This is a genomic window from Rodentibacter sp. JRC1 (assembly GCF_020521555.1).
Classification (GTDB): Bacteria; Pseudomonadota; Gammaproteobacteria; order Enterobacterales; family Pasteurellaceae; genus Rodentibacter; species Rodentibacter abscessus.
Genome location: NZ_BPWA01000001.1, coordinates 1,083,224 through 1,108,656 on the forward strand (window position 1 = coordinate 1,083,224; position 25,433 = coordinate 1,108,656).

24 protein-coding genes and 1 pseudogene are annotated in these 25,433 nt (G+C 41.1%); 16 read left to right on the forward strand and 9 right to left on the reverse strand.

Going from position 1 to position 25,433, the window contains the following annotated elements:
* Nucleotides 1-54: 54 nt before the first annotated feature.
* The 6 genes and pseudogenes from thiE (at nucleotide 55) to HEMROJRC1_RS04820 (ending at nucleotide 4,854) form a co-directional block, all read left to right on the forward strand.
* Nucleotides 55-1,548: a thiamine phosphate synthase gene (thiE, locus tag HEMROJRC1_RS04795; protein WP_226691875.1), complete on the forward strand. Its 1,494-nt coding sequence runs from the start codon at nucleotides 55-57 to the stop codon at nucleotides 1,546-1,548.
* The gene (locus HEMROJRC1_RS04800) at nucleotides 1,542-2,297 is read left to right on the forward strand and encodes a HesA/MoeB/ThiF family protein (protein WP_226691876.1); all 756 of its coding nucleotides are present in this window, start codon (nucleotides 1,542-1,544) and stop codon (nucleotides 2,295-2,297) included. The genes thiE and HEMROJRC1_RS04800 overlap by 7 nt, the downstream gene beginning before the upstream one ends.
* Nucleotides 2,297-2,497 (forward strand): sulfur carrier protein ThiS, encoded by a 201-nt coding sequence (thiS, locus tag HEMROJRC1_RS04805; RefSeq protein WP_226691877.1) that lies wholly within the window; start codon nucleotides 2,297-2,299, stop codon nucleotides 2,495-2,497. Before HEMROJRC1_RS04800 ends, thiS begins: the two co-directional genes overlap by 1 nt.
* Before the next feature lie 96 nt (nucleotides 2,498-2,593).
* Nucleotides 2,594-2,917: pseudogene (locus tag HEMROJRC1_RS04810) on the forward strand (Bro-N domain-containing protein); the annotation flags it as partial.
* 140 nt (nucleotides 2,918-3,057) lie between these two features.
* Entirely contained in the window at nucleotides 3,058-4,032 is a 975-nt protein-coding gene (gene rhuM / locus HEMROJRC1_RS04815) for a virulence protein RhuM/Fic/DOC family protein (RefSeq protein ID WP_226691878.1), read from the forward strand.
* Between the two features lie 48 nt (nucleotides 4,033-4,080).
* Entirely contained in the window at nucleotides 4,081-4,854 is a 774-nt protein-coding gene (locus HEMROJRC1_RS04820; RefSeq protein WP_226691879.1) for a thiazole synthase, read from the forward strand.
* Nucleotides 4,855-5,342: 488 nt separating this feature from the next.
* Here HEMROJRC1_RS04820 and cpdB read toward each other — a convergent pair whose 3' ends face one another.
* The 3 genes from cpdB to pepE all read right to left on the reverse strand — a co-directional run bounded on the left by cpdB (nucleotide 5,343) and on the right by pepE (nucleotide 9,610).
* On the reverse strand, nucleotides 5,343-7,316 hold the full coding sequence (cpdB, locus tag HEMROJRC1_RS04825; RefSeq protein ID WP_226692930.1) for a 2',3'-cyclic-nucleotide 2'-phosphodiesterase: 1,974 nt from the start codon (nucleotides 7,314-7,316) through the stop codon (nucleotides 5,343-5,345).
* 277 nt (nucleotides 7,317-7,593) lie between these two features.
* The gene (gene dcuC / locus HEMROJRC1_RS04830) at nucleotides 7,594-8,889 is read right to left on the reverse strand and encodes a C4-dicarboxylate transporter DcuC (protein WP_226691880.1); all 1,296 of its coding nucleotides are present in this window, start codon (nucleotides 8,887-8,889) and stop codon (nucleotides 7,594-7,596) included.
* Nucleotides 8,890-8,905: 16 nt separating this feature from the next.
* A complete protein-coding gene (gene pepE, locus HEMROJRC1_RS04835) occupies nucleotides 8,906-9,610 on the reverse strand; it encodes a dipeptidase PepE (protein ID WP_226691881.1) in 705 nt (234 codons plus the stop codon).
* Between the two features lie 339 nt (nucleotides 9,611-9,949).
* Here pepE and speFL point away from each other — a divergent pair, with 339 nt between their 5' ends.
* The 3 genes from speFL (at nucleotide 9,950) to potE (ending at nucleotide 13,871) form a co-directional block, all read left to right on the forward strand.
* The gene (gene speFL, locus HEMROJRC1_RS04840; protein ID WP_308443646.1) at nucleotides 9,950-10,105 is read left to right on the forward strand and encodes a leader peptide SpeFL; all 156 of its coding nucleotides are present in this window, start codon (nucleotides 9,950-9,952) and stop codon (nucleotides 10,103-10,105) included.
* A gap of 222 nt (nucleotides 10,106-10,327) precedes the next feature.
* Nucleotides 10,328-12,490 (forward strand): ornithine decarboxylase SpeF, encoded by a 2,163-nt coding sequence (gene speF / locus HEMROJRC1_RS04845; protein WP_226691883.1) that lies wholly within the window; start codon nucleotides 10,328-10,330, stop codon nucleotides 12,488-12,490.
* Nucleotides 12,491-12,551: 61 nt separating this feature from the next.
* Nucleotides 12,552-13,871 (forward strand): putrescine-ornithine antiporter, encoded by a 1,320-nt coding sequence (gene potE / locus HEMROJRC1_RS04850; RefSeq protein WP_226692931.1) that lies wholly within the window; start codon nucleotides 12,552-12,554, stop codon nucleotides 13,869-13,871.
* Between the two features lie 185 nt (nucleotides 13,872-14,056).
* On the opposite strand, the gene HEMROJRC1_RS04855 is transcribed toward potE, so the two are convergent.
* On the reverse strand, nucleotides 14,057-14,776 hold the full coding sequence (locus tag HEMROJRC1_RS04855) for a lysine/arginine/ornithine ABC transporter substrate-binding protein (RefSeq protein WP_226691884.1): 720 nt from the start codon (nucleotides 14,774-14,776) through the stop codon (nucleotides 14,057-14,059).
* Nucleotides 14,777-15,040: 264 nt separating this feature from the next.
* Between HEMROJRC1_RS04855 and rbsD the strand changes: the two genes are divergently transcribed.
* The 7 genes from rbsD (at nucleotide 15,041) to HEMROJRC1_RS04890 (ending at nucleotide 21,729) form a co-directional block, all read left to right on the forward strand.
* Nucleotides 15,041-15,460 carry a D-ribose pyranase gene (rbsD, locus tag HEMROJRC1_RS04860; RefSeq protein WP_226691885.1) on the forward strand — a complete coding sequence of 140 codons (420 nt, stop codon included), beginning with the start codon at nucleotides 15,041-15,043 and terminating at the stop codon, nucleotides 15,458-15,460.
* Nucleotides 15,461-15,475: 15 nt separating this feature from the next.
* Entirely contained in the window at nucleotides 15,476-16,963 is a 1,488-nt protein-coding gene (rbsA, locus tag HEMROJRC1_RS04865) for a ribose ABC transporter ATP-binding protein RbsA (protein ID WP_226691886.1), read from the forward strand.
* Nucleotides 16,964-16,972: 9 nt separating this feature from the next.
* Nucleotides 16,973-17,941 carry a ribose ABC transporter permease gene (gene rbsC / locus HEMROJRC1_RS04870; protein WP_226692932.1) on the forward strand — a complete coding sequence of 323 codons (969 nt, stop codon included), beginning with the start codon at nucleotides 16,973-16,975 and terminating at the stop codon, nucleotides 17,939-17,941.
* A gap of 22 nt (nucleotides 17,942-17,963) precedes the next feature.
* Nucleotides 17,964-18,842, forward strand: a complete 879-nt coding sequence (rbsB, locus tag HEMROJRC1_RS04875; RefSeq protein WP_226692933.1) for a ribose ABC transporter substrate-binding protein RbsB — start codon at nucleotides 17,964-17,966, stop codon at nucleotides 18,840-18,842.
* Nucleotides 18,843-18,931: 89 nt separating this feature from the next.
* Complete coding sequence (gene rbsK / locus HEMROJRC1_RS04880) at nucleotides 18,932-19,852, forward strand: ribokinase (RefSeq protein ID WP_226691887.1); 921 nt, start codon at nucleotides 18,932-18,934, stop codon at nucleotides 19,850-19,852.
* A gap of 26 nt (nucleotides 19,853-19,878) precedes the next feature.
* Nucleotides 19,879-20,871 (forward strand): substrate-binding domain-containing protein, encoded by a 993-nt coding sequence (locus HEMROJRC1_RS04885; RefSeq protein WP_226691888.1) that lies wholly within the window; start codon nucleotides 19,879-19,881, stop codon nucleotides 20,869-20,871.
* A 225-nt stretch (nucleotides 20,872-21,096) separates the two neighbouring features.
* Nucleotides 21,097-21,729, forward strand: a complete 633-nt coding sequence (locus HEMROJRC1_RS04890) for a class I SAM-dependent methyltransferase (RefSeq protein ID WP_226691889.1) — start codon at nucleotides 21,097-21,099, stop codon at nucleotides 21,727-21,729.
* A 96-nt stretch (nucleotides 21,730-21,825) separates the two neighbouring features.
* Here the strand turns inward: HEMROJRC1_RS04890 and purT are convergent, their stop codons facing one another.
* The 5 genes from purT to HEMROJRC1_RS04915 form a co-directional block, all read right to left on the reverse strand.
* The gene (purT, locus tag HEMROJRC1_RS04895; protein WP_226691890.1) at nucleotides 21,826-23,010 is read right to left on the reverse strand and encodes a formate-dependent phosphoribosylglycinamide formyltransferase; all 1,185 of its coding nucleotides are present in this window, start codon (nucleotides 23,008-23,010) and stop codon (nucleotides 21,826-21,828) included.
* A gap of 9 nt (nucleotides 23,011-23,019) precedes the next feature.
* Nucleotides 23,020-23,523, reverse strand: a complete 504-nt coding sequence (luxS, locus tag HEMROJRC1_RS04900) for an S-ribosylhomocysteine lyase (RefSeq protein WP_226691891.1) — start codon at nucleotides 23,521-23,523, stop codon at nucleotides 23,020-23,022.
* Between the two features lie 178 nt (nucleotides 23,524-23,701).
* Nucleotides 23,702-24,178 carry a YqaA family protein gene (locus HEMROJRC1_RS04905; RefSeq protein ID WP_226691892.1) on the reverse strand — a complete coding sequence of 159 codons (477 nt, stop codon included), beginning with the start codon at nucleotides 24,176-24,178 and terminating at the stop codon, nucleotides 23,702-23,704.
* On the reverse strand, nucleotides 24,179-24,781 hold the full coding sequence (locus HEMROJRC1_RS04910; protein ID WP_226692934.1) for a sugar O-acetyltransferase: 603 nt from the start codon (nucleotides 24,779-24,781) through the stop codon (nucleotides 24,179-24,181).
* A complete protein-coding gene (locus tag HEMROJRC1_RS04915; protein WP_226691893.1) occupies nucleotides 24,782-25,381 on the reverse strand; it encodes a beta-phosphoglucomutase family hydrolase in 600 nt (199 codons plus the stop codon).
* Between the last annotated feature and the right edge of the window lie 52 nt (nucleotides 25,382-25,433).

The window sequence follows — 25,433 nt, forward strand, 5'->3', positions numbered from 1 at the left end:
CCACCACAAGCGGTCAGTTTCAATCAAACATTTGAAAAATAAACAGAAAAGAATATGAAGACCAAAATTTTATGGACAGTCGCAGGCTCGGACTCCTGTGCAGGGGCGGGATTACAGACGGATTTACACACCTTTCGAGATTTTGAGGTAATCGGCAATTCGATTGTAACAAGTGTTACCGCTCAACACCCAAAGGGCGTGCTATGCGTTACCCCTGTTGATGATGATACTTTCCGCCAACAGTTTGAAGCCTTGCTAGTACAGGGCTACCCAGATGGCATTAAAATCGGCTTGCTGTGCAATGCTAATCAGGTACAGATTTTGGCGAAATATATCGCTCAAATTCGGGCCAATTCCCCCAAACCGCTAGTGGTGGTTTATGACCCTGTGGCGGTCGCCAGTTCAGGGCAAACCCTTTCTGATAGCGTATCCTTACCGTTGGTTCAAGCCGTGCTGTATCCGCAAATTGATCTCATCACTCCTAATGGGACGGAGTTGGAATTACTCTCGGGGGTGTCGGTAGAAAACGAAAGTGCGGTCATTTCTGCCTGTAAAATCTTGCTCAAACAAGGCATAAAAGCGGTATTAGCAAAAGGCGGACATTTTATTTGGCAGGGTGAAATTGTGGTGGATTATTTGGTTACACCAAAAGAAACTTACCACTTCCGCCATTCTCGCCTTGAAAGTATCAATTCACACGGCACTGGCTGTACTTATGCGTCCGCTTGCTGTGCAATGCTCGCAAGGGGCTTTTCCCTTGAAGATGCAATCACGGTCGCTACTGCCTATTTACAGCAAGGGCTGGCAGAAAAAACAAGCCGTGGACAGACCGCACTTTGCTCGCTTAAACACTTAGGCTATCCTAACAGGCTGTCAATTTTCCCCGATACCGTACTTGCTTCAGCACCGCTCACCCCTTCTGAAAAAACTTTTGCTAAAACCGAGCTTAAACTAGGATTGTACCCTGTAGTCGATAGCCTAGAATGGATCGAGCGGTTGATTTCCGCTGGAGTGAAAACAATGCAGTTACGTCTGAAAAATCTCACCGCTGAACAAGCCGAGCCCTTGATTATGCAAGCGGTCGAATTAGGCAAAAAATTTGCAGTTCGGTTATTTATCAATGATTTTTGGCGGTTGGCGATTAAACATCAGGCATACGGTGTGCATTTGGGGCAGGAAGATTTAGCTACAGCAGATTTAAATGCCATCGCTAATGCAGGCTTACGGCTCGGCGTATCCACACACGGCTATTTTGAAATAATGCGAGTTTTACCGCTCCGCCCTTCTTATATCGCACTTGGACATATTTTCCCAACCCAAACGAAGCAAATGCCAAGCCAACCACAAGGGCTTGCTAATCTGGCTCGATATGCGGAATTACTCAACGATACCCCCTTAGTGGCGATTGGAGGGATTAAAGCCGAGCATTTTAGCCCTATTCGAACCTTAGGCGTGGGGAGCATTGCGGTTGTTACCGCCATTACCCAAGCGGAAAATTGGCGAAATGCGGTAAATCATCTTCAAGGTTTAATGGAGCAAAAATGTTAAACGATCAGGATTTTTTGCGTTACAGCCGCCAAATGCTGCTCGAAGAATGTGGCGAATGTGGACAAGCAAAACTCGCTCAAAGCACCGTATTGATCGTAGGACTAGGCGGACTCGGCTCGCCTATCGCCCGTTATTTGGCAGGATCCGGCGTAGGCAAATTATTACTTGCCGATCACGATAAAGTTGAAATCAGCAATCTCGGGCGACAAATTTTATTTACTGTCGCAGACATCAACCAACCGAAAGCGACCGCTACGGCTAAACGCTTAACAGCGGTTAATCCAACGGTACAAGCGGTAAAAATTCCCGAAAAATTGACCACTTGTAACTTACCCAAATGGGTTGCTCAAGCCGATTTAGTTCTAGATTGCTCGGATAATATGCCAACGAGACATGCCGTTAATCAGGCTTGTGTACAAGCAAATAAACCGCTTATTTCGGCTTCCGCAGTAGGTTTCAACGGACAATTGCTCGGTATTTTACCACCTTACGATCAAGGCTGTTACGCTTGCTTATTCCCCGAAACGGAGATCCCTTCCCTAAACTGTAAAACCTCAGGTATTTTACCGCCTATCGTCGGCATAATGGGCAGTATCCAAGCCTTAGAAGCCTTAAAATACTTAATCGGTTTGCCTATTTCTTGTGAGGGGATATTGAGATGTTTTGACGGAAAAACACTGGAATGGCAAACCTTTCGTTTACAAAAAAATACAAAGTGCCATATCTGCAATCTAAAAAAGGAAAAATAATGCAAATTCACTTAAATGAAAAAACACTGGAAATTTCTACCGCACTTTCATTAGCCGATCTTATTAGCGAACATTACCCTAATCAAAACGGTTTGGCGGTAGCGGTGAATCAGCAAATTATCCCGAAAAACCAATGGGAGGATTATTTACTGCAAGCACAAGATAAATTGTCAGTATTTCGAGCAATTGCGGGGGGCTAAATTTGCGATCTAGATCGTAAAATTAAACAAAATACCTGTTTATAAAAACAGTGAAATGTATAATATTCCTGTTTTTATGGAAAAAGGAATCTGATAATGCCGAATGAAATTAAACTTTTTGAACAGAAGAATATCCGTTCCCACTGGGACGAAGAACAAGAAAAATGGTATTTTTCCATTGTAGATGTTATTTCAGTTTTAACAGAAAGCAGCGATCCCACCGCCTACTGGCGAAAGCTCAAACAACGCCTAAAAGCTGAAGGGAATGAAACCGTGACAAATTGTCACGGTTTGAAAATGTCTTCCAAAGACGGAAAAATGCGATTAACTGACGTGGCAGATGTGGAGCAATTGTTGCGACTTATTCAGTCTATTCCTAGCCCAAAAGCTGAACCGTTTAAATTATGGCTGGCGGAAGTGACACGCCAAGAACAGGAAAAACGCACAGGCAAACAAGTGGTGAGCAAAGATAACACCAAAGCCCTGCAAGCTCAAAAACGATTAAAGAAATAAAAGAGCGGTCAGATTTTGGGATATTTTGCAACTTAAGGAGAAATAAAATGAATAATCAAATCCAGATTTATACCAGCCAAGATGGGCAAACTGAAGTTGAAGTGCGTTTTGAACAAGAAACCGTTTGGCTTTCACAAGCACAAATGGCGAGCTTATTTGGACGTGACCAGTCTGTCATTTCTCGTCATATTCGTAATGCTTTAGGCGAAGGAGAAATCACTGAAAAAAGCAATATGCAAAAAATGCATATTGCAAATTCTGATAAACCCGTTGTGTTTTATGATTTAGATAGCATTATTTCAATTGGCTATCGGATTAAATCTCCACAAGGTGTAGCATTTCGTCGTTGGGCAACGGCTCGTTTGAAGGATTATCTTCTCAAAGGCTACGCAATCAACCAAAAACGATTACAAGAAAAAGGCATTGAATTTCAGCAAGCGATCAATTTATTAAGCCAAACACTTTCAAACCAAGCCCTAGTCAATACCGAAGGTCAAGCTGTGATCAATGTCGTGCAGGACTACGCCCGCAGCTGGTCGTTGTTGCAAGCCTATGATGAGCAAAGTTTAAACGCCAATTTGCAGAAACAGACCGAAATGCGACCGCTTATTTATGCTGATGTGTTGCAGGCGATTGCCCAATTAAAGCAAACCTTGATCGAAAAAGGCGAAGCGACCGAGCTTTTCGCTAATCCGCGTAATGACGGCTTACAATCGGCAATTAACACCATTGAGGCAGGCTTCGGTGATGAACTGTTTTATCCGAATATTGCTGCCCGAGCCGCCCATTTACTCTATTTTGTGATAAAAAATCACCCACTCACGGACGGTAACAAACGCACAGGATCATTTCTATTTTTGTGGTATTTACGAATCAACCAAGGACTACTCGCCAAACCTGTGGAACAACTGATTAACGATAACACGCTGGTAGCGTTGGCATTGTTAGTAGCGGAAAGTTTACCCGAACAAAAAGAGTTGATGATTAAATTGGTGGAGCATTTTATTTTATTGAGAGCATAAAAGAGCGGTCAAATTTCGACTTAAATTTACAAACAAAAGGAAAAGATAATGACAGATACACTAAAATTGGGCGATTTTGAATTTCACTCTAGACTTTTTACCGGTACAGGCAAATTTGCAAACGCTCGGCTTATGCAACAAAGCATTGCAAAATCAGGCTCACAGTTAGCAACAATGGCGATGAAACGAGTCAATCTTGCAACGCAAAATGATGATATTTTACAACCGCTTGTGGATATTGGCGTGAAATTGTTACCAAATACCTCAGGGGCGAAAACGGCTGAAGAAGCGGTATTTGCCGCTCAACTTGCACGAGAAGCCTTGCAAACCAACTGGATCAAGCTCGAAATTCACCCTGATGTGCGTTATTTGTTGCCTGATCCGATTGAAACCCTCAAGGCAGCGGAAATGTTAGTCAAACAAGGTTTTATCGTACTCCCTTACTGCTCTGCCGACCCTGTTTTATGCAAGCACTTAGAAGAAGTCGGCTGTGCTGCCGTAATGCCGTTAGGGTCGCCAATTGGCTCAAATAACGGCTTGAAAACTCGAGATTTTTTACGCATTATCATTGAGCAAGCTCGAGTGCCTGTAGTTGTGGACGCAGGTATCGGCAGCCCAAGCCACGCGACTGAAGCAATGGAAATGGGTGCGGACGCAGTGTTAGTGAATACCGCAATGGCAGTGGCAGGTGATCCGATTTTAGTGGCAGAAGCCTTTAAGCTCGCCGTTGAAGCAGGGCGAAAAGGCTATCTCGCCGGTTTAGGTAAACCGAGTAATCACGCTGTGGCAACAAGCCCATTGACCGAGTTCTTAGGTAATTGACAGGATATAAGCGATCAATTTTTGTGAACTATTTGCAACAGCTTCATTAAATATGATCGCTTGTACACTTTATTTTCCTTACAACATTTTAGGATACGATACATAAACCTCTAACCGGCTCTCCCGAGTATTGACAAACTTTAGATTGAGATGATTTCACCTTATGATAAACGCCCTTTCCCATGACAAAACTCTTGATAGACAAAAAATTGAAATAGGGTATTAGCGAACATACTCATTTAAAAAATCAATTTAACTACAAACTAAATTCTTCTATTTTCTCTCACAATTCAGCCCATTATCTCTCGATAAAGTTTCAATTTATTTTCCAAATAAAGCCGGTGTTCTGCTAATTTTTGCTGTTGCAATTGCAGTTTTTGTCGCAAAAGAAGTTTTTAATAATCAATGTGAAAATTGACCGCACTTTCAATTAAACCCTGCAACTCACAATTAAAAAGGTGGGAAATGATCTGCCCACCTTGTTTTCATTACTTGGATAAATCAATCCGATACACAGCAAACCCCACTTCATCAACGTCCACTTGTTGCATTGGATATTGTGCTTTTTCGGCGATAAATTTCGCTGCCTGCTCACTTGGGGAGGTTTCAAAACGAACATCTAGTTTATCGTTGCCAATGATTGGCATAAAACGCCAATTTTTATCTGCGCTTGGATTTACACTGCCTGCTTTTTCACTTGTCGCTTTGATGTAATCCGCTAAAATTTGGCGGTTTTCATCCGGTGATGCATACACGATATGTTTATCACCCGTCCCCGGGAATTTATTGCTATATGCACGGTAGTTATTCGTTGCGATTAAAAATTCCGCTTTTGGATCAACCGGTTTACCCTGATAAATGAGGTTTACAACACGATGTGCGTTCGGGTTGATTAACTTGCACTCACCATCGTAACGTGCCGGTTGGGTCAGATCATATTCATAATTCACACCGTCAATCACATCAAAGTTATAAGTACGGAAACCTTCCCAATCAAGTAAAGATTGCGGTTTGTCGCTGGTCGGATCAATTCGCTTGAACATTCCCGCACTGCATTCGAGCCACTCTTTAAGCTGTTCGCCCGTCACTTTCACGACTACAAGGGTATTCGGATAAAGGTATAAATCCGCTGCATTGCGGAAAGTCAATTCACCTTTATTCACCTCGGTGTAGCCTGACGGATCATTTTTACGCCCTCCGGCTTTGAACGGTGCACCCGCACTTAAAATCGGCAATCCGGCCATAGACGGCACGTTGGATGCCACTTTTTCCACATACGCCTTTTGGGCTTGATTTACGATTTGAATTGTCGGATCGTCTTGTACCAATGCCAAGTAGCTGTACATATTATCGCTCGCCTTACCGATCGGCTGCGCTACAAATTTACGTGTTGCTTCGTGAACAGGCTGTAAAAGTGCGGTCAATTCCGGATCATTTTCTACAAGGGATTTTTTGTTTTCCGCATCAAAAATCGGGCGAAGTACCGCTTTGCCGGAAGTAACAATCCATTTGCCGTTGTGTTCGGTCAACCCTAAATCAACGACACTGATATTATTCGCCCAGTAACCCGCCATACTCTCCGGCACACCTTTTACTGTGCCGTTTACAATATCCGCATTAGGGGACTTCGCAAATTCTTTATTCGGAAATAAACGATGTGAATGACCGAAAATCACCGCATCAATGTGCGGTATATCCGCCAAGTAGAAAGCCGAATTTTCCGCTCCTTCTTTATAAGGTTCATCAGAAGGGCCGGTATGCGCCAAGGCAATCACTATATCCGCCCCTTTTTTCTTCATTTCCGGCACGTATTTTTGTGCTGTTTTCACAATATCCCGGGTTTCCACTTTGCCCTGTAAGTTCGCTTTATCCCAAACCATTATTTGCGGTGGAACAAAACCGATATAACCGATTTTCAATTTATGTGCTTTGCCTTTGTTATCCACCACTTCTTTTTCTTGAATGATATAAGGCGTGAAGTAAGGTTCATCAGTGCCCGTTTTCACTACATTTGCATTAATGATCGGAAATTTAGCCTGTTTCATTGCATCGGCTAAATAATCCAAACCATAATTGAACTCGTGGTTTCCGAGCGTGCCTACGTCATAATTCATCGCATTCAAACAATCCACCGCGGGGTTGGATTTACCTTCTTTATAACCCAGCGCGGCTTGATAATCTGCAATCGGATTGCCTTGAATTAAATCCCCGTTATCCACCAACACGCTGTTTTTTACTTCGGAACGAGCCTGACGAATTAAGGTTGCAGCGCGCGTAAAACCAAATTTATCGGTCGGGGCATCTTTGTAATAATCAAAATCCGTTAAAAAACTATGAATATCGGTGGTGGCGATAATACGCAAGTCCACATCACTTTTTCCTTTTGCCATCACAAAACGGTTTGTACTTAACGTAAGAATACTTACGGCACCGATTTGAATAAAATGACGTCGTTTCATAATGAAATCCTCAGTTGGTTAAATTTGGCGATATTGTAAAAAAATGAAAAACACTTTGAAAGAAGTGCGGTTTAATATTGCGGTATTATGACTGACTAAAATAGGCTATCCCATCTAAACAACCTACCGTCCCCAAATTACCCCAATTTCAGGAAAACGGTGAAATTCACGACGCCAGTGAATGAGTTGCTGTAGATCTAAATTCATTTTTTCTTCCTTAAAAAGTTTGGTGAAAACGACCGCACTTTACTTTAAAAGTGCGGTGAGATTTTGAGTTGTTTTACAGCATAAATAATGCGAGAAATAAAACCGCAAGCACCATACCCGGCGCAGTGCGTTTTACTATTTCAACCGGACTAACCATTGCGAGACCTGCGCACACTATCGTTACACCGGCGATAGGTGAAGCCGTACGCCCTAATGCACCGGCAATGGCAGCCGCCATACCGAGATTAACATGGGTATAGCCAAGTTCAATCGCGTGCGGGGTAACGGCACTATTAAATGCAATAGCGGCGGCATCACCCGATCCGGTGATTAACCCCATTAAAAAAGGCCCGATGGTTGCCCCCCAACGTACAAATTCGTTGGATTCTTTTAAAAATGAAATTGCACTATCCACCGCACCTGTCGATTTTAAACCGGCGACGAATACGCTTGCGGCAATAATAATACCAAGTACGTTAGCGTAAGAATTGCCCATTCCGTTAAAAAATTCTTCGGTGATTTTTACCGGTGAAATTCGAGTGACGATAATGCCGTAAATAGCCCCAATGAGCATTGCTTGCGGTACGCCCATTTTGCTCCATTCAAGCCCAGGCAACTCTTGCAAGGACGTTCCGCCAACAACCAAAATCACTAATGGCAATAACGGCGCAAGGGCATAAAGCATATTTACATCCTGAACGGTTTGAGTTTCGCTTTCTTTTTGTTCTGCAAGGTAAGCCTCTCTGTGTGCTTTTCCATAATCTTTGAAAACAAGGGCTAAAATCGTCAATACAATCGCACCGATAGCACCGGCAATCATATTGTAAGGCGCGTGAGAAAGATTGACTTCCGTGATGGTTAAACCGGACATTTCACTGATCATTGCAGAATGGGAAGAACCCGGGCTCATCATCGAGCCGAAAGTCCCGGCTAAGATTGCCGCTCCGGCAGTGGCAGGGCGAACACCTGCACTTTTTAGCACGGGAATCAAGGTTGCCCCTACCGCCGCCGCACAACCCGCCGCAGAGGGAATAGCAATATTAATGAAAAAGGTAATAATGGCGGCAATCGGAATTAAGAAGAATTTTAATCCGCTTAAGGGTTTAGTCAGTAAATGTACTAAATGCGTATCGCATTGCGTGTATTTCATCACATAAGCAAAACCCATACTGGAACAAATCGCCATAATCAAGCCGCTTGATGTCATACTTTTGGCAAACGCATCAAGCGCTCCCATTGGATTTAGCGTTAAAATCGACATCAACAAACCTATACCGATTAACACGGTTCGTGTTTCCGATTTTTTTATAAGAAAATAAACTGTGGCAAAAATACCAATGATCGCCACAATAGATTTAAATAACTCCATAAAATATTCCTTTAGGTTAATAAGAAAAAGTCGTATTTACTGCAAACGTCTCACATCGCATTCCTTCACTGAAACGCAGAATAGGTGCTTCACCCAGCACAGTAGCAGACGCACCTTGAATGTGTAATGCCGTACCTTCCGGAAGTGCATAGACAAGTGCGGTCGGATTGACAAGTAAAAATTCCGCTAAACGTTCTTCACGACTTTCACCGTTATGACCTTGCATTTTGCCGGAAATGAAATGTGGGTTGATTTGATGGGGGAATAATTGCAGTGCAGAAAAAGAAGGGGGATAAGTAATTGGCATATCGTTCGTCGTCATTATCGAGGCTCCTGCTACATTTGCCCCCGCACTCCAACCAAAATAGGGGATGCCGGCATTGACTTTCTCTCTAATCACTTCAATTAAATGATGTTCATAAAGTTGTTTCAACAAGCAAAACGTATTACCACCACCAATTGCGATCACATCGGCTTGCTCAATAATATCGCAATGCCGTTTGCCGTGATGCACAGAAATTATTTCTATATCAAGTTCTGCTAATGCGGTTTGCACCGTTTTTTCATACTCATCGTAAGTACGACTCACTCCGGCATAAGGTACAAAGGCAATTTTTTTACCATGATAATCTGCCAAAAATTGTTTTAATAAAGGTATCGTATGTACTAAATAGCCACTTTCCTTATATTTTGAACTACTGAATAATAATACATTTTTCATATTTTTATCTCCTTTTAATTTATGATCTATTGCATTATACTTAGATAAAATTAAAATAGATACAAAAATTATTTAAATAAAAAACAAAAATAAGAAAATTTAATGTTAAATAAATGTTACTAAAAATAAAAAAACAAATTTATTTTGACCAAGATCACATTTTTTAATATTCATTATTGATTCCAGTTTTAGGAAGGCGCAGAATAATAGTGAAGATAAATTTGTTGAATTGTATAGATATAGGGAGGATTCTATGCAAGTAAATACATACATACATACATACATACATACATACATACATACATACATACATACATACATACATACATACATACAAGAATTGTACGCCTTTTAACGCTTAATCCAATAAAAGGTCGTTCTTTAATGGCACATATTCGCCGAACAAGACACATTATGATGCCATCACATCGTTCCTGTTTTTCCTATTCTGTTTTTACATCTCAAAATAAACCATCCTTTTTACTCTCTGAATAACCTACCACTATTCAGAGAGATCTTAGCTTTAAAAATAAATATAACTTGATAAAGGTTATTGTTTTAACTTTAAAGCTAATTAATTCATTTTAAATTAATAAGAATAAATTACTAATATTTTTATATTAGTGATGCACTCTCTTGTTATTTAAAAAGTAAAACCATGCATTATTTTTATAGTGCTAGGGTTATTTTTCTCAAAAAATAAATAAGGAGTTAATTATGCCTAATTTAAAAATTGCATATAGTCCGACAATCACTAAATATTTCTTTACGGAAAGAGATATGGTGGAAATCACACAAACAGATTTCACTGACGTTGGTGCTATCGTATTAAGTTCAATGGACGTTGCTCAGTTTATTAAACCAATTAAAGCAACAGAATTTAATATACCTGTTTTTGTTGTCCAGACGACCGAACAGCCACTTTCAACTGAATTTTATAATTCGGTTTACCATATCCAAGATTTTAATGGTTATGATATTCAACTTTATAGCCGCCAAATTGAAACCGCAGCCAGACTTTACGAAGAAAAAATGCTTCCACCTTTCTTCAAAATGCTTAGCGAATACGTGGAAATGGGGAACATTGCTTTCGACTGTCCGGGGCACCAAGGCGGTCAATATTTCCGTAAACATCCGGCAGGTCGCTTCCTTTATGACTTCTACGGAGAAAATATTTTCCGTTCGGATATTTGTAATGCTGATGTGAAATTGGGTGATTTACTCATTCACGAAGGCGCGGCTTGTGATGCACAAAAGCATGCGGCACAAGTGTTTAATGCGGATAAAACTTATTTTGTATTAAATGGTACATCATCTGCAAATAAAGTGGCATTGAATGCAATTTTAGCGCCGGGTGATCTTGTTTTATTCGATCGCAACAATCATAAATCGAACCACCACGGTGCATTAGTTCAAGCCGGAGCAACACCTATTTATCTCGAAACGGCACGTAATCCGTTTGGGTTTATCGGTGGTATTGATAACCATTGTTTTGAGGAAAGTTATTTAAGAGCTTTAATTAAAGAAACCGCACCTGAAAGCGCAGATAAAAAACGCCCGTTCCGTTTAGCGGTTATTCAATTGGGAACTTACGATGGTACGATCTATAACGCTCGTCAAGTCGTGGATAAAATCGGTCATCTTTGTGATTACATTTTATTTGATTCCGCTTGGGTAGGTTACGAACAGTTTATTCCAATGATGAAAGATTGTTCTCCGCTCTTGCTGGAACTAAATGAAAACGATCCCGGTATTATCGTGACACAATCCGTTCACAAACAACAAGCCGGTTTCTCACAAGCTTCTCAAATTCACAAAAAAGACAAGCATATCAAGGGTCAAAGCCGCTATGTCAACCATAAACGCTTTAACAATGCCTTTATGCTACACGCATCAACCAGTCCGTTCTACCCACTATTTGCAACGCTTGATGTGAATGCAAAAATCCAAGGTAGCGCAGCCGGTCGCCGTTTATGGCATGACTGTGTAAAAGTAGGGATTGAAGCCCGCAAGCTTGTTTTGAATAATTGTGAACTTATTCGTCCGTTTATTCCGACAACGATAAAAGGTAAAAAATGGCAAGATTACGATACGGAAGAAATCGCCACAAACCTTGAATTTTTCAAATTCCATCCAACCGATACATGGCATAAATTTGAAGGCTATGAAGACGAACAATACTTCGTTGATCCTTGCAAATTCTTACTAACCACACCGGGCATTAGCTTGGAAACCGGCGAATATGAGTCTTTCGGTATTCCAGCCACCATCTTAGCCAACTATTTGCGTGAAAACGGTATTATTCCGGAAAAATGCGATTTGAACTCCATCCTATTTTTGTTAACGCCTGCTGAAACCTTAACAAAAATGCAAACCTTAGTCGCCCAAATCGCATTGTTTGAGAAACATATCAAACAAAATTCCCTATTACAAGACGTATTACCAACGGTTTACCAAAATAACGAAGAACGTTACAGAGGTTATACCATTCGCCGATTATGTCAGGAAATGCATGATCTTTATGTAAGTCGAAATGTAAAACAATTACAAAAAGATTTATTCCGTAAAGCAACCTTACCAGAATATGCGATGAATCCTCGCGATGCCAATATTGAGCTAATTCGTAACAATGTGGAATTAGTCTCACTAACAGACATCGTGGGCAGAATTGCAGCTGAAGGTGCGCTTCCTTATCCTCCGGGCGTTTTATGTGTCGTACCGGGAGAAAAATGGAGTACCACCGCTCAACAATATTTCTTAGCGCTAGAAGAAGGGATTAATACCTTACCCGGTTTTGCACCGGAAATCCAAGGGGTCTATTTACAAAAAGATCCTGACGGACGAACCCGCGCATACGGTTATGTATTAAATGAACATTAATAGCTAAAAAAGTGCGGTCATTTTTCTCTGAGAATTTTGACCGCACGCTGAGGAATAAATGATGAGTACAAAAAGTAATAAAATCGGTGTGGTACAACTTACCATTCTCACTATGGTTAATATGATGGGTTCAGGCATAATCATGTTGCCGACAAAATTAGCGGAAATCGGTACAATTTCTATCGTATCTTGGCTGGTTACAGCTGTCGGTTCTACTGCACTTGCCTACGCTTTCGCACAATGCGGTATGTTTAGCAAAAAATCCGGCGGAATGGGCGGCTATGCCGAATATTCTTTCGGTAAAGCCGGTAATTTTATGGCCAACTACACCTACGGTGTTTCTTTGGTGATTGCCAATACGGCGATTGCAATTTCTGCCGTAGGTTACGGTTCCGAATTGTTCGGTGCAACGCTTTCTCCTTTATCCATCGCATTATGGACCATCTTTACATTATGGCTTGCTACCGTCCTTAACTTTGGTGGCGCAAGAATTACAGGGAATATAAGCTCATTCACGATTTGGGGCGTTATTATTCCGGTTGTAGGGATTTGTATCGTGGGTTGGTATTGGTTTGACGGCTCACTCTATATTAACTCTTGGAATCCCCATAATGTACCGACCTTTGAAGCGATCAGCGTCTCTATTTCTATGACTTTATGGGCGTTCTTAGGATTAGAATCCGCTTGTGCCAATTCCGATGCCGTTGAAAACCCGGAGAAAAACGTACCCATTGCCGTATTGGGCGGAACAATCGGGGCTGCGGTAATTTATATCGTATCAACCAACGTCATTGCAGGTATCGTACCAAATACGGATCTTGCACAATCTACCGCACCGTTTGGTTTGGCTTTTGCCCATATGTTTAATGAAACTGTCGGTAAAATCATAATGGGATTAATGGTAATGTCTTGCTTCGGCTCTTTATTAGGCTGGCAATTTACCATTGCACAAGTGTTCAAATCTTCCGCAGAAGAAGGCTACTTCCCGGCATTCTTCAAAAAAGTGACAAGCAAAGATGCACCGATTATTGGTATGATAACTATTACAGCGATTCAAACCTTGCTATCCTTAACGACAATCAGTCCATCGCTAAATAAACAATTTAACATATTGGTCGATTTAGCTGTTGTGACCAATGTTATTCCATACCTACTTTCAATGGCAGCTTTAGCTGTTCTACTAAAAGCAGAACAAGTTCCAGCCAAAAAATACAAAACAACCGTATTCGTTGCATTTATCGGCTCAATGTACAGTGTGTATGCACTTTATGCTGCCGGTGAACAGGCTATGTTATACGGATCAATCGCCACCTTTATCGGTTGGACATTGTATGGGTTTGTTTCCTATAAGTTTGATCTTCGCAAATCCATTAAAGAATAATTTCTGTTTGCCCACATTGTTGTGGGCTTTTTTTGTTGTGGTAAAAGTATCTCAAGTGAATTCACTTGACGTAAAATGCATCACTTTTTTCCTATAAAAACCTGTACTTTAATCTGTTGGTTCGGTTGTCCAACTTTTTAGGAAGCAGCCCAAAGTGCGGTCAATTTTCACTACGTTTTTTCAACTTACTTTTTCATCCATTTGTCATAGATTTTTTGGTATTCGCCGTTTTCTTTGATGGTTTTCAATCCTTGATTTAAGCGTTCTTGTAGTGCTTTATTCGATTTATGCAGTGCTATGCCGACTCCGCTGCCGAAGTATTTTTCATTCATCACTTTTTCACCGATAAATTCAATGTTCGGTTCTTTTGCAATAAGATCTGCCAATAATGCGGTATCGCTTAGCACAATATCAATCCGACCGTTTCGTAAATCTAAAATGGCATCTTGCAAATTCACATAAGATTTCGGGGTGTATTGGGGTGTTTCGGTCACCGTATATTGCTGGAACGTTGAGCCGTTTTGCACTCCAATATTTTTCGCCGTCGCTAAATTTCCCTTACCTTTTAATGCAATGTAGCTTGCGGAGCTATCATAATAAGGCTGACTAAATAAAACCTGTTTTTCCCGTGCCGGCGTAATATCAATAGCCGACATTACCGCATCAAAACGTTTTGCTTTTAAGCTTGGAATTAAGGCATCAAAAGGCTGTGTTTTGAAATGGCAAGTCGCCTGAATTTCCTTACAAATTGCTTGTGCAATATCAATATCAAATCCTACAAGCTCGCCTTTTTCGGTTGTCGCCTCAAACGGTGGGTAGCTTGGTTCAGTACCAAAAGTTAATTCTTCGGCATTCGCAACTGCTCCTATGCCCATTAAAATACTGAGTAAAAGTTGTTTTTTCATCGTATATTCTCCTGTATTTGCATATTTAGTCTTTAATTTGCATACATATTATTTATTTTTGAATTTATATGCAATATTTATTCATAAATATTCTCTCCGTTATATCATAGTAAAGATGAACAATACACTTCAATTGATCGTTTCATTTAGAAATTTTGTGATCATTATCCCAAATTTAAAAATTCGTGATTGTTTTTCGGCGGTCATCTCTATTATGCTTTAAAGTAATCGAAACGTTTCGATAATATAAAAAAGAGATTTAGAATGAAAAAAACAACCTTATTAAATGCTCAACTTTCCTATTGTATTGCTACGTTGGGGCATACAGAAAGTTTAACTGTTTGTGATGCGGGGTTGCCAATTCCAGTCAATATGGAACGGATAGATCTCGCTCTCACTGCGGGTATCCCAAGCTTTCTCCAAACCTTAGATGGCGTTATCAGTGAAATGTTTGTGGAACGAGCCATCATTGCAGAAGAAATTAAAGAAAAAAATCCTGAAATTTTGACCGCTCTTTTGGCAAAACTTCGCAATCTTGAAGCGAGCCAAGGCAATCCTATTCAAGTGGAATTTGTACCACACGAAACCTTCAAACAATATTCTCAACAGAGCAAAGCTATTGTGCGTAGCGGTGAATGTTCACCTTATGCCAATGTGATTTTATATTCGGGTGTGCCGTTTTAATTAAAGGTGAAAAATATGGAAACTCTCCTTAAGATGAGTGGTGTGGATAAATCTTTCCCCGGCGTAAAAGCTTTGAGCAACGCTTGTTTATCCGTCTATGCCGGGCGTGTGATGGCGTTGATGGGTGAAAATGGTGCCGGCAAATCGACCTTGATGAAGGTACTCACGGGGATTTATAGCAAAGATGCCGGCACGATTGAATATCTCGGCAAAGAGGTGGCGTTCAAAGGCCCTAAAAACTCGCAAGAAGCGGGGATTAGTATCATTCACCAAGAATTAAATTTAGTGAGTAATTTGACAATCGCCGAAAACATTTTTTTAGGCCGTGAATTTAAAACGCCGTGGGGTGCAATCAACTGGCAAAAAATGTACCAAGAAGCAGATAAACTCTTAAGCCGTTTAGGTATGACCCACAGTAGCGAAACCTTGTGCGGTAAACTTTCTATCGGTGAACAACAAATGGTAGAGATCGCCAAAGCGTTAAGTTTTGAATCCAGCGTCATCATTATGGATGAGCCGACTGACGCCCTCACCGATAAAGAAACCGAGGCTTTGTTCAAAGTGATTAGAGAACTCAAGGCTGAAAATCGAGGCATTGTGTATATTTCGCACCGTTTGAAGGAGATTTTTCAAATTTGTGATGATGTAACCATTTTGCGTGACGGTCAATTTATCGGTGAACGTGCTGTGTCAAACATCACTGAAGATGATTTAATCGAAATGATGGTAGGTCGCCGTTTAGATGAACAATATCCCTATTTAAAACAACCTAAAGGTGCGTGCGTGTTGGAGGTGGAACAGGTCAGCGGCTGTGGCGTTAATGATGTTTCTTTCAAATTATATGAAGGTGAAATTGTCGGCATATCCGGTTTAATGGGGGCTGGAAGAACAGAACTCGGTAAATTACTTTACGGTGCATTGCCGAAAACAGCAGGTAAAGTGCGGTTAAAAAATCAAGAGATTGAAAATCGCAGCCCACAAGACGGATTGGATAACGGCATTGTCTATATTTCTGAAGATCGCAAAGGTGATGGGCTGATTTTAGGGATGTCGGTTAAAGAAAATATGTCTCTGACCTCCCTCGAACATTTTTCTCAAAAGGGGCATATCCGCCATCAAGCAGAAACAATGGCAGTAGATGATTTTATTTCAATGTTCAATATTAAAACGCCAAGTCGCAATCAACCGGTAGGCTTGCTCTCCGGTGGAAATCAACAAAAAGTTGCGATTGCCCGTGGTTTGATGACTCGTCCAAATGTCTTGATTTTAGATGAACCGACTCGTGGGGTGGATGTAGGGGCCCGTAAAGAAATTTATCAACTTATCAATGAATTTAAAAAAGAGGGTTTGAGTATTTTGATGATTTCCTCTGATATGCCGGAAGTTTTGGGTATGAGTGATCGTATTTTAGTGATGCGAGAAGGCAAAATCAGTGCGGAATTTTCCCGTGACGAAGCGACACAAGAAAAATTATTGGCGGCAGCCATCGGTAAACATAAGTAGGTAAATATGATGAAAACAGATTCTTCCCGTTTCCAAATAGGTCATTTTTTAATTGAACAGCGTTCGTTTATTGCACTGATTATCCTTATTGCTATCGTTTCAATAATAAATCCAGATTTTTTCAGTGTGGATAATCTCTTGAACATTTTACGTCAGACTTCCGTCAATGCCATTATTGCGGTGGGAATGACTTTCGTGATCCTCATTGCAGGAATCGACCTTTCCGTGGGCTCAATTTTGGCACTTACCGGTGCGATTGCCGCCGCTATGGTCAGCCGTGAATTGCCGATTTTATTGGTGATTCCCACCACATTGTTAATGGGTACATTACTAGGTGGAGTGAGTGGTGTGATTGTCGCAAAAGGCAAAGTTCAGGCTTTTATTGCAACCCTTGTTACGATGACATTACTGCGTGGTATAACAATGGTTTACACTGGCGGTCGTCCCATCACAACCGGTTTTTCTGATAATGCGGATACCTTTGCTGCTATAGGTACGGGCTATTTTCTCGGTATGCCTGTGCCAATTTGGATTATGGCTGCCGTATTTACTATTGCTTGGTACATTTTAAAACATACTCCAATCGGTCGTTATATTTATGCTTTAGGCGGTAATGAATCCGCAACGCAGCTTTCAGGGATCAATGTTAATAAAATTAAAGTGTTTGTATTTGCCGTAAGTGGATTCTTATCCGCCCTTGCAGGACTTATTGTAACTTCTCGTCTTTCTTCTGCCCAACCAACAGCCGGCGTATCTTATGAATTGGATGCTATCGCTGCCGTTGTCGTGGGGGGAACCAGTTTGATGGGGGGTAAAGGTCGTGTAATGGGAACGCTTATTGGGGCTCTCATTATCGGTTTCTTAAATAATGCACTGAATTTGTTGGATATCTCATCCTACTATCAAATGATAGCAAAAGCGGTCGTTATTCTGGTTGCCGTGTTAGCCGATAACTATCTTGGTACGAAAAAACCATAACTCACTTAAAGGAGAAAAAATGATGAAAAAATTAACCGCTCTTACTTCCGCCGTATTATTCGGTTTAGCGATTTCCAATACAACCGCCGCCCAAGAGACTATCGCTTTGGCAGTCTCGACTTTAGATAATCCGTTTTTTGTTACATTAAAAGACGGAGCTCAGAAAAAAGCCGATGAACTGGGCTATAAACTCGTGGTATTGGATTCTCAAAACGACCCTGCAAAAGAACTGGCTAACGTTGAAGATTTAACCGTTCGAGGGGCAAAAGTGCTTTTGATTAACCCGACCGATTCCGAAGCGGTAGGAAATGCCGTTGCAATTGCAAACCGCAATAATATTCCGGTCATAACCTTAGATCGTGGTGCGACAAAGGGTAAAGTGGTCAGTCATATTGCCTCCGACAATGTCGCTGGCGGAAAAATGGCAGGCGATTTTATCGCACAAAAATTAGGTGAGGGTGCAAAAGTCATTCAATTGGAAGGCATTGCCGGCACTTCGGCGGCACGTGAACGAGGTGAAGGTTTCAAACAAGCGATTGATGTACACAAATTCAATGTGCTTGCCAGTCAGCCGGCAGATTTTGATCGCACTAAGGGCTTAAATGTTACTGAAAACTTACTCACCAGCAAAGCCGATGTACAAGCGATTTTTGCTCAAAATGATGAAATGGCATTAGGGGCATTACGTGCCATTAAAGCAGCAAACAAAAACGTGATTGTGGTTGGTTTTGATGGCACGGAAGACGGCGTAAAAGCGGTGAAAAGTGGAAAAATGACAGCGACCATAGCACAACAACCGGATTTAATCGGTTCACTTGGTGTTGTTACTGCCGACAAAGTTTTGAAAGGCGAAAAAGTTGAAGCAAAAATTCCTGTCGATTTGAAAGTGATCAGTGAATAGTTTATTTTATATCATACCTAATGGGCGTATTATATGCGCCCTTTATAATATAAGCAGCGTGCAATATACGTTAAAAGTAGGATTTCAATATGGAAAAAAATCTCACCATTCTTGGCAGTATCAATGTTGATCATATTATTTCTGTGCCTTATTTCGCCAAGCCGGGGGAAACCTTAACCGGTGAAAATTATCGTATTGCTTATGGTGGAAAAGGGGCGAATCAAGCGGTAGCCGCCTCACGTTTAGGTGCAAATGTCGCATTTATCGGTTGTATTGGTGGCGATACTATTGGGAAAACAATGAAAAACGCTTTTGCACAGGACGGTATTGATACGACTCACATCGCCACTATCGAACAAGAAATGACAGGCATCGCCTTTATTCAAGTGGCACAATCCGGCGAAAATAGCATTGTGATAGCCCGTGGCGCAAATGCTTATTTGAATGAACAAATCGTAAAACAATGTGAAGCACAAATTGCCCAATCCGATTGCTTACTTATGCAATTGGAAACACCGATTCCTGCCGTAGAACTTGCCGCAAAAATCGCCAAGAAAAATAGCGTGAAAGTCGTCTTAAATCCTGCTCCTGCACAACCTTTATCCGATGATTTATTAAGTCAAATAGACATTATTACGCCAAATGAAACAGAAGCAGAAATTCTTACCGGTATTTGTGTAACAGATGAAAAAAGTGCAGTAAAAGCGGCACAAGTGCTTCATCAAAAAGGCATTGATTGCGTGATGATTACGCTGGGTGCAAAAGGCGTATTCTTCAGCCGAAAAGGCGAACATAAAATAATTTCAGGTTTTTGCGTACAAGCGGTGGATACTACAGCCGCCGGCGACACCTTTAACGGCGGCTTTATTACCGCATTGTTAGAAGAAAAATCTTTTGAAGAGGCGATTCGATTTGCCCAAGCCGCAGCGGCTATTAGCGTAACCCGACAAGGTGCACAACCCTCCATTCCAACCAAACAAGAAACCTTAGATTTTCTGGCAAATGCCTAAAGAGCGGTCAAAAAACGGAATTTTTTATGGCAACGATGAAAGATATCGCACGATTAGCGCAGGTTTCCACCTCCACCGTCTCCCACGTCGTAAACGGCTCACGTTTTGTGAGTGATGAAATTCGTGAAAAAGTGATGCGGGTCGTCGCAGAGCTAAATTATACCCCTTCAGCCGTAGCACGCAGTTTAAAGGTGAGAGAAACAAAAACCATCGGCTTGCTGGTTACTGCAACAAACAATCCGTTTTTTGCGGAAGTGATGGCGGGTGTGGAAAAATATTGCCAACAACATCAATACAATCTGATTATTGCCACAACAGGCGGTGATAACAAACGGCTCCAACAAAATCTACAAACACTCATCCATAAACAGGTGGACGGGTTATTGCTCATGTGTGGCGATAGCCGTTTTAATGCAGAAACAAGTATCACCACATCCATTCCTTTAGTGGTAATGGATTGGTGGTTTACGGAATTAAATGCCGATAAAATTCTTGAAAATTCAGAACTAGGCGGTTATTTAGCAACAAAAGCGTTGATTGATGCCAATCATAAAAAGATTGGCATTATTACCGGTAATTTAAAAAAATCCTTGGCGGTTAATCGTTTGGAAGGTTACAAAAAAGCCTTACTTGAAGCGAATATTCAAGCTAATCCGGCTTGGATTATTGAAAGCCATTTTGATTTTGAAGGGGGCGTTATCGGTATGAAGAAATTACTCGCAACGCCCGACCGCCCGACCGCCGTTTTCTGTTGTAGCGACACTATCGCAGTAGGTGCTTATCAGGTGATTCATCAACAAGGGCTAAAAATTCCGCAAGATATTGCCGTAATCGGTTATGATGATATTGAATTAGCACGCTATCTCTCCCCACCGCTTTCAACAGTCAGTCAGCCAAAAGCCGAACTGGGCAAACTCGCCGTAGAAATTTTATTACAACGTATAAAAGAGCCCTATAGTAATTATCAAACGATTAAACTTAACCCCAGTTTGGTTTTACGGCAATCCATTAATATATAAAAAAGTGCGATTGAAATTAACGATGAAATAGTGCGTTATGCAAAGCTCAACACTCCCTACTCCAATTAAATAACTGCTATATAATAATGAAAATTCACCATTATGTCTTTGTTGCACAAAGTGAAAAGTACATAATACTGTGAAAATTAACCGCACTTACGGGTAGTAAAAGTGTGCTAGAGTGTAACATGCAAATAATCTGATAATTATGATAAGGAAAAACCTATGTCAAACCAACCAATAGAGTATCAGTTCCAAGAAGATTGGTTCAATCATAATGTTCCAAACCTAACGGCAATTATTAATTTTATTAAACCGACTAAAATCTTAGAAGTCGGTTCTTTTGAGGGGCGTTCAACGATCTTTTTTATTGAAAACTGTTTAAAACATCATCCACAACTAGAACTACATTGTATCGATACATGGGAAGGCGCACTTGAGCATATCGGTAAATATAATATGAAAACCGTAGAACAACATTTTGATCATAATATAGCTATTGCATTAAATTGTTTTGGCGGTGTGAATATAGTTAAGCACAAAGGAACATCGCATCAAAAAATGATCGAATTACTGGCGAAGGGATACGAAAACCACTTCGATTTTATTTATATTGATGGTTCTCACGAAGCGCCTGATGTTTTGTTTGATGCATTGCTTGCACATCGTTTAGTGCGTATAGGAGGTGTTATTGCTTTTGATGATTACCTTTGGTCTCCAAAAGCAACTACGGAAGATGATCATTACTTATTAGTAAAACCCGCAGTGGATCATTATGTAAATACTTATCAACAAAAAATTAGAGTTTTACAAAACTTGCCGATTTATCAATTATATATTCAAAAATTAAAAAACTAATTATCAGCAGTTTATTCAAAAAGCTTAGATGATTAATTAATATTTGGGTACTGTATAAATCAATAAACATATTAACATTACAGTACCCAAATTAATTTAGGATAAATGAATTTCTAACTTTTCATAAGCCCGTTTTACTTTATCTAAGGCTTTTTCTACGGAAATATCACGCGCCAACAACACACCCAAACGGCGATGACCGTTTACTTCACCTTTGCCGAATAGACGGAGGTTGGTATGAGGTTCTGCAAGCACTTTTTCAATGCCGCCGAATCGAACATTCTTCGATTTCCCTTCCACCACAATAGCTTTAGAAGCAGACGGGCTGATGAGGGTAATTTCCGGAATAGGTAAACCTAAAATTGCTCGTGCATGTAAGGCAAATTCGGACAATTCTTGGGAAATAAGGGTAACCATACCGGTATCATGCGGGCGCGGCGAAACTTCGTTGAAAATCACTTCATCGCCACAAACGAACATTTCAACCCCGAAAATACCTCTACCGCCTAAGGCACCGGTAATTTTCTCTGCAATAGACTGTGCTTTTTGTAACGCTATATCCGACATTGCTTGTGGCTGCCAAGATTCACGGTAATCACCATCTTCTTGACGGTGTCCGATTGGTGCGAGGAAACTCGTTCCATCAATATGACGAACAGTGAGTAGCGTGATTTCATAATCGAATTTAACAAACCCTTCCACAATCACTCGACCCGCACCGGCACGTCCGCCCTCTTGTGCGTAATCCCAAGCTTTTTGCAAACCCTCTTTCGATTTCAAAATACTCTGACCATGACCGGAAGAAGACATTATCGGTTTTACCACGCAAGGAATTCCGATTTTTTCTACCGCACTTTGGAAATCGACAAAATTATCGACAAATCGGTAAGGCGAAGTAGGTAAACCCAATTCTTCTGAAGCTAAACGCCGAATGCCCTCACGATTCATTGTGAGTCGGGTCGCTTTTGCAGTGGGAACAACATTAAAGCCTGCTTGTTCTAATTCTACCAAAGTGTCGGTAGCAATCGCTTCCACTTCCGGCACGATATAATCCGGTTTTTCTTTTTCAACTAAAGCTTTAAGAGCCTCACTGTCTAACATAGAAATGGTGTAAGCTCTATGCGCCACTTGCTGTGCCGGTGCATTTTCATAGCGATCCACGGCGATAACTTCCACGCCCAGACGTTGTAATTCAATCACAACTTCTTTACCTAATTCGCCTGAACCGAGCAGCATCACTTTTGTCGCATTCGGGGTTAATGCCGTGCCGAGGGTTGTCATATCATCTCCTTATTTTAACAATGATTCATCAAGCGTCAGATCGGCATTCTTATTCACACCGACACCGCGAGCAATGACATTTTCAGCAATATCGTGCGCTTCCTCTAAAGAATGTTCGGTATATGTGCCGCATTGGTAAATATTCAATTCCGGAATTTCCGCTTGATCTTTTACCTTCAAAATATCCTGCATAGAAGCTAACCATGCTTGAGCCACCTGTTGCTCGTCCGGTGTGCCGATCAACGACATATAAAAACCGGTGCGACAACCCATTGGCGAGATATCGATAATTTCCACACTGTCGTTGTTTAAATGATCACGCATAAACCCGGCAAATAAATGCTCAAGGGTATGAATACCTTTCGGTGGCAAAATTTCTTTGTTCGGAATACAAAAACGCAAATCAAAAACAGTGATGTTATCCCCTTTCGGTGTGTTCATCGTTTTGGCAACGCGCACGGCGGGCGCATTCATTTTTGTGTGATCAACTTTAAAGCTATCAAGTAACGGCATAAATTTTTCCTCTTAAATCATTGTGTTATAACTTTTCTTAGGAAATTGTCAATTTCCTGTGAACTTTCCTAAAAGCGCTTTGTCCTATAAAACAAGCAACTTGCAGTTGTTTTAATAAAATTGGTTCCTTAGGTTATTCGCCCTTCACTCGTTGAAGGGCTTTTTTTATCCGTGCATTCTATAATAAGAAAGGCGAGCTGAGAAACAATAACATCACATAACGGATCAATTTCCCAAGAAAAATGAACAAACAACTCGCCATAACATTCAGCCTTAACCAACCCGCAACAGCACAAAATATATCACCGATAACAGGTAACCAGCTCAATAATAACGCCACCGCACCATAGCGTTGAAGTTTTTCCATCACCCACAAAGTGCGGTCATTTTTTCCTTCAAATTTTGGCAACCAACGCCCGATAGCGTAGGTAGTTAAACCGCCCAATCCATTTCCCAATGTGGCGATAAAGACAAGCCAAAAAATCTCTGTGCTAAATACGGAACCAAAAGCCAATTTCGGCATTGCAAGAGAAACGAATACCACTTCCGAATTACCGGGTAAGACCGTTGCGCTAAGGAAAGCACTGGCGAACATCAACCACAATGCGTGGCTTTGTAAAAAAGTCGCCCAAAACTCAAAAGAAAGCCAATCCATTTATAAATCAGGTTGATAAGTGCGAATGTAATGTGTGCGATCTTGTTCGGTAATTTCACGCACAACCCGACAAGGGTTGCCTAATGCCAACACATTTGAGGGCAGATCTTTCGTGACTACCGATCCCGCTCCCACCACCACGTTATCCCCAATGGTTACACCCGGTAAAATCACCACATTGCCGCCAATCCATACATTATTGCCAATCGTGATCGGTTTCGCTTGCTCCCAACCCTCATTACGCAAATCCGTATCAAGAGGATGTCCCACCGTATAAAGGCTTACATTCGGTGCAAACATCACATTATCCCCAATCGTAATGCCACCATTATCCAACATCACACAGTGATAATTCGCAAAGAAATTTTTCCCGACTTTAATATTCACACCGTAATCACAATGGAAAGGTTCGTTAACTGATGTAGTTTCATCAGCCTGACCGAATAATTTCCTGAGCAAGATATTTTGTTTTATATCGTCATTCGGTGAAGTGCGGTTAAATTCAAACAAAATTTCACGCGCACGTCTGCGTAAATCTTTTAGCTCTTTTTTAGCCGGCAAATGCGCTAAACCCGCCATCATTTTTTCATATTCAGTCATTATTTATGCCTTAATAATTTCGCCTGTGCGTACATCAAAAACATCCATTCCGGCACTTAATCCGGCTTGTACGCCAAGATCCGCATCTTCAAATACGATGCAGTTGGTCGGATTGACACCGGTTAATTCTGCACAGCGTAAAAAGGTTTCCGGATCAGGCTTATGGGCTTTCACATCATCAGCACTGACAATCGCATTAAAATAAGCGGCAATATCAAGTTTTGCCATTAACATATCAATCAAATGACGATGTGAACCCGAACCGAGAGCAATGGGCTTTTTCTGATAATAATGACGAACAATCTCAAAAGTCGGCAGCAATTTCGATTCCGTAGGGATAAGTTGATAGGAAAGGGCGCGTTTTGCCTCAATCACATCATTCAGATAATCTTGGGGCATTCCGGCTTTTTGCATTATCGCAGCAGCGATTGTTCGCACTGTCGCACCACCCAATTGATACATAATTTGACTGTCAAAATCGTAGCCGAATTGCTCGCCCACAATACCCCACGCTTTCGCATGAACAGGCATCGTATCAATCAACGTACCGTCCATATCGAAAATCAACCCGTCATAATCGCTAAAAAGCCTGTTATCTATCATTTTTATTCCTTACAAAAGGGATTTGTTACAAATTTGTGATCTCTGCACTGTT

Excerpts from the sequence above, each read along its gene's own strand:
- HEMROJRC1_RS04890 (WP_226691889.1), top strand. The coding sequence starts at position 21,097 with ATGTCAAACCAACCAATAGAGTATCAGTTCCAAGAAGATTGGTTCAAT.
- HEMROJRC1_RS04800 (WP_226691876.1), top strand. The coding sequence starts at position 1,542 with ATGTTAAACGATCAGGATTTTTTGCGTTACAGCCGCCAAATGCTGCTC.
- purT (WP_226691890.1), bottom strand. The coding sequence starts at position 23,010 with ATGACAACCCTCGGCACGGCATTAACCCCGAATGCGACAAAAGTGATG.
- rbsA (WP_226691886.1), top strand. The coding sequence starts at position 15,476 with ATGGAAACTCTCCTTAAGATGAGTGGTGTGGATAAATCTTTCCCCGGC.
- rbsB (WP_226692933.1), top strand. The coding sequence starts at position 17,964 with ATGAAAAAATTAACCGCTCTTACTTCCGCCGTATTATTCGGTTTAGCG.
- pepE (WP_226691881.1), bottom strand. The coding sequence starts at position 9,610 with ATGAAAAATGTATTATTATTCAGTAGTTCAAAATATAAGGAAAGTGGC.
- rbsC (WP_226692932.1), top strand. The coding sequence starts at position 16,973 with ATGAAAACAGATTCTTCCCGTTTCCAAATAGGTCATTTTTTAATTGAA.
- potE (WP_226692931.1), top strand. The coding sequence starts at position 12,552 with ATGAGTACAAAAAGTAATAAAATCGGTGTGGTACAACTTACCATTCTC.
- rhuM (WP_226691878.1), top strand. The coding sequence starts at position 3,058 with ATGAATAATCAAATCCAGATTTATACCAGCCAAGATGGGCAAACTGAA.
- HEMROJRC1_RS04905 (WP_226691892.1), bottom strand. The coding sequence starts at position 24,178 with ATGGATTGGCTTTCTTTTGAGTTTTGGGCGACTTTTTTACAAAGCCAC.
- rbsD (WP_226691885.1), top strand. The coding sequence starts at position 15,041 with ATGAAAAAAACAACCTTATTAAATGCTCAACTTTCCTATTGTATTGCT.
- speF (WP_226691883.1), top strand. The coding sequence starts at position 10,328 with ATGCCTAATTTAAAAATTGCATATAGTCCGACAATCACTAAATATTTC.
- HEMROJRC1_RS04915 (WP_226691893.1), bottom strand. The coding sequence starts at position 25,381 with ATGATAGATAACAGGCTTTTTAGCGATTATGACGGGTTGATTTTCGAT.
- rbsK (WP_226691887.1), top strand. The coding sequence starts at position 18,932 with ATGGAAAAAAATCTCACCATTCTTGGCAGTATCAATGTTGATCATATT.
- HEMROJRC1_RS04885 (WP_226691888.1), top strand. The coding sequence starts at position 19,879 with ATGGCAACGATGAAAGATATCGCACGATTAGCGCAGGTTTCCACCTCC.
- HEMROJRC1_RS04820 (WP_226691879.1), top strand. The coding sequence starts at position 4,081 with ATGACAGATACACTAAAATTGGGCGATTTTGAATTTCACTCTAGACTT.
- luxS (WP_226691891.1), bottom strand. The coding sequence starts at position 23,523 with ATGCCGTTACTTGATAGCTTTAAAGTTGATCACACAAAAATGAATGCG.
- HEMROJRC1_RS04855 (WP_226691884.1), bottom strand. The coding sequence starts at position 14,776 with ATGAAAAAACAACTTTTACTCAGTATTTTAATGGGCATAGGAGCAGTT.
- dcuC (WP_226691880.1), bottom strand. The coding sequence starts at position 8,889 with ATGGAGTTATTTAAATCTATTGTGGCGATCATTGGTATTTTTGCCACA.
- thiE (WP_226691875.1), top strand. The coding sequence starts at position 55 with ATGAAGACCAAAATTTTATGGACAGTCGCAGGCTCGGACTCCTGTGCA.
- thiS (WP_226691877.1), top strand. The coding sequence starts at position 2,297 with ATGCAAATTCACTTAAATGAAAAAACACTGGAAATTTCTACCGCACTT.